We start from the raw sequence: 2,335 nt of genomic DNA on the forward strand, positions 1-2,335 counted from the left end.
AGCAATAACCGGTTGAGCGCGGTGCCTTCTTCGAAAAAGCGGGCAGGCGGCAGGTGGGTGCTGATGGCCATCGGATCGGCGTTGGCCGTGAGCGGGGAGGCGAGGGAAAGGCTGAGCGCGTGGTCGAGGCTCATGCTTCACCGCCCTGGCCAGAAAGTTGGCCAACGGCGTGAAAAGGTGTGACACAAGGGGTCAGCTGGGGGGGCAGGGTGCGGTCATCGAGGTCGCACAGCCGATGAAGAATCTTTTCCATAAGTCCACCGTTCAGCGGTGAACTGAAGGCTTCACTTTTGACGACTTGCACAAAGCCGCAGTGAACGCCATAATCAGCTCACGTTATGTGTGTTGAACAGAACAGGTAATCCGAAACCAAAACGGCCTGTTCAAGATTTTCCAAAAAGCCCCGGCGCCAACCGGGGCTTTTTGGTTTCTGCTATTCGTGAATCTACATCGTCGCTTTCCTGCAAATAAAACTGTGCCGGATAGTAACATGGGACCTCCGCTTTTCGCCCTACAAAATCCGCTGCTTTCAACGAGCTAGGGGTTGTAAGCCGGAACCGCCGAAATTTCCGCCACCCGTCCCGAGCGATCACTCGGCAAGTTGCTTGATACGTCCGGCAAGGCGTGCGAACGCTTCGTTCACATACTCCAACGCTTTGGGGTCAGTGCCCGTCGCGCGTAAAAAGTCTTTAAGCTGTCCAGATCGGATAGCCATTGGCGGTGCAGGCTGCCCAGCTCGTTGTCGTGTGGCTGGAAGACTTGCAGGTTGCCGCTGTAACCAGCAGTTGAGCTACCCGTGGCTTGTGCTCTTCGGAGAACTCGGCCAAGCCGTCATATGGGACGGGATGGGGCAGTACGCCGAAATTTTGTCACGACCCTCTAGTGTGCTCGATGAGTGCAGTGGGACATTGCGGGGACAACGCGGCCTGTGAAGGCTTCTTCGGTCTGCTCAAACGCGAGCGGATCAGGCGACAGATCTATCCCACCAAGGACGCCGCACGCGCCGAGGTATTCGACTACATCGAGATGTTCCACAACCCCAACCGCCGCCACGGTTCAACTGGTGACCTGTCACCTGTAGAGTTTGAACGGCGCTACGCGCAACGAGGGTCTTGAGTGTCTAAGGAACTCTGGGCGTATCAAGAAGCAGTGGTTCACTACCTACCAACGAGGGAGCACTTTAATGGGTGACAAGACCGACAAGAACACAATCGCCTGGCTGGCTCAACCGGAGGAACATGATTATCCGGCTGCGCAGTCCTATCTCAATCTGCTGTATGACGACGCCCACTGCGCCAAGCTGGTGCGTAAGCTGCACGCGGCACCCATGTCGGCCTTCAAGGCCAAGGACATCCTGCGCGCCAGCGGCCTCTCGCCGCTAGGAATGAGCAATGCACACGTGGAAAGGGACCTCAAAAAAATCCAGTCCGGCACCGCTCTGTCACCGCTGCTGCTGGTGCGCCAGGAAGGCCAGCGCACCGTAGTTGCCGACGGCTACCACCGTTTGTGCGCCGTCTATAGCTTCGACGAGGACGCTTCTATCCCTTGCAAGATCGTGTGAGCCGACCCTCTACCTGGCCCAGCTGCACGGTTGTCAGGCACGTACCCCATCATGTGATTGATGATGGAATGGGCCTCACTGACACCTTGGGTGGCAAGCTGTTTCATATGCTGGTCGATCTTCGTGGCCAGTCGGCGAAATTCGTTCATTCTCATGTCCGTCACAAAAGACGCGCTGATTGCCCTTGGACAGAGAGAAGTGTCACCGCCTTCTTATCGAAGGAAACGAAGGTTTCCCCACCAAGCCAATTACCTTCGTAGGCAATGACGCCATCGGCAAAGTCACCGCCTGCGTCGAGCACCAGCAAACCGGCCTCCACGGCGGGCCGGTTCACTTCCACGTTGGCGGCGTCCAGTAGCGCCCGGATCGCGTCGGCCGCGTCAGATTGCTGGAAGCCATAGACGCGCATCAGCACCCAAACAAATTCGCATAGGCACGGCAGCGCGACCGCGATCAACTCAGCATCGGTCAAGACTGCGGCGGCAACGTCCGCTTGTGCGGGATCGTCACGCACAACAGCACGCACAAGGACGTTGGTATCGACTGCGACCTTCATTGCTTGCCTGCCCATCCTTGTGCAGCCGCCTCGTTGATTTCTTCGATGGTGGCAACCTTCTGCGTCTTACCCGCGAGCAGGCCGACAAAGCTGGCTATCGTCCCTGCGGGCCGTGCCGCCTTGAGTACTCCCCGACCATCTGGCAGCAAGTCAAGCTCGATCTTGTCGCCTGGCCTAATGCCGAGGTGTTGCAGTACGTCCTTCCGAAACGTCACTTG

At 57.7% G+C, this 2,335-nt stretch carries 3 protein-coding genes and 2 pseudogenes; 2 read left to right on the plus strand and 3 right to left on the minus strand.

The features are described 5' to 3' along the window. Positions 1 to 134, minus strand: a pseudogene (locus ALO64_RS26425) (replication initiation protein); the annotation flags it as partial. Positions 135 to 879: 745 nt separating this feature from the next. Between ALO64_RS26425 and ALO64_RS24640 the strand changes: the two are divergent. Together ALO64_RS24640 and ALO64_RS18530 are read left to right on the plus strand one after the other, a co-directional pair. Further along, positions 880 to 1,116 (plus strand): annotated as a pseudogene (locus tag ALO64_RS24640) (IS3 family transposase); the annotation flags it as partial. Between the two features lie 67 nt (positions 1,117 to 1,183). After that, positions 1,184 to 1,561, plus strand: a complete 378-nt coding sequence (locus ALO64_RS18530) for a hypothetical protein (RefSeq protein WP_004666662.1) — start codon at positions 1,184 to 1,186, stop codon at positions 1,559 to 1,561. Between the two features lie 160 nt (positions 1,562 to 1,721). On the opposite strand, the gene ALO64_RS18535 is transcribed toward ALO64_RS18530, so the two are convergent. Both ALO64_RS18535 and ALO64_RS18540 read right to left on the minus strand, forming a co-directional pair. Further along, complete coding sequence (locus ALO64_RS18535) at positions 1,722 to 2,117, minus strand: type II toxin-antitoxin system VapC family toxin (protein WP_004666661.1); 396 nt, start codon at positions 2,115 to 2,117, stop codon at positions 1,722 to 1,724. Continuing rightward, positions 2,114 to 2,335, minus strand: a 222-nt coding sequence (locus tag ALO64_RS18540; protein WP_200893708.1) for an AbrB/MazE/SpoVT family DNA-binding domain-containing protein, incomplete at its 5' end; no start/stop codon positions are given. The genes ALO64_RS18540 and ALO64_RS18535, both read right to left, overlap by 4 nt.

Origin of the sequence: Pseudomonas meliae (assembly GCF_001400515.1) — a bacterium.
Taxonomy (GTDB): Bacteria; Pseudomonadota; Gammaproteobacteria; order Pseudomonadales; family Pseudomonadaceae; genus Aquipseudomonas; species Aquipseudomonas amygdali.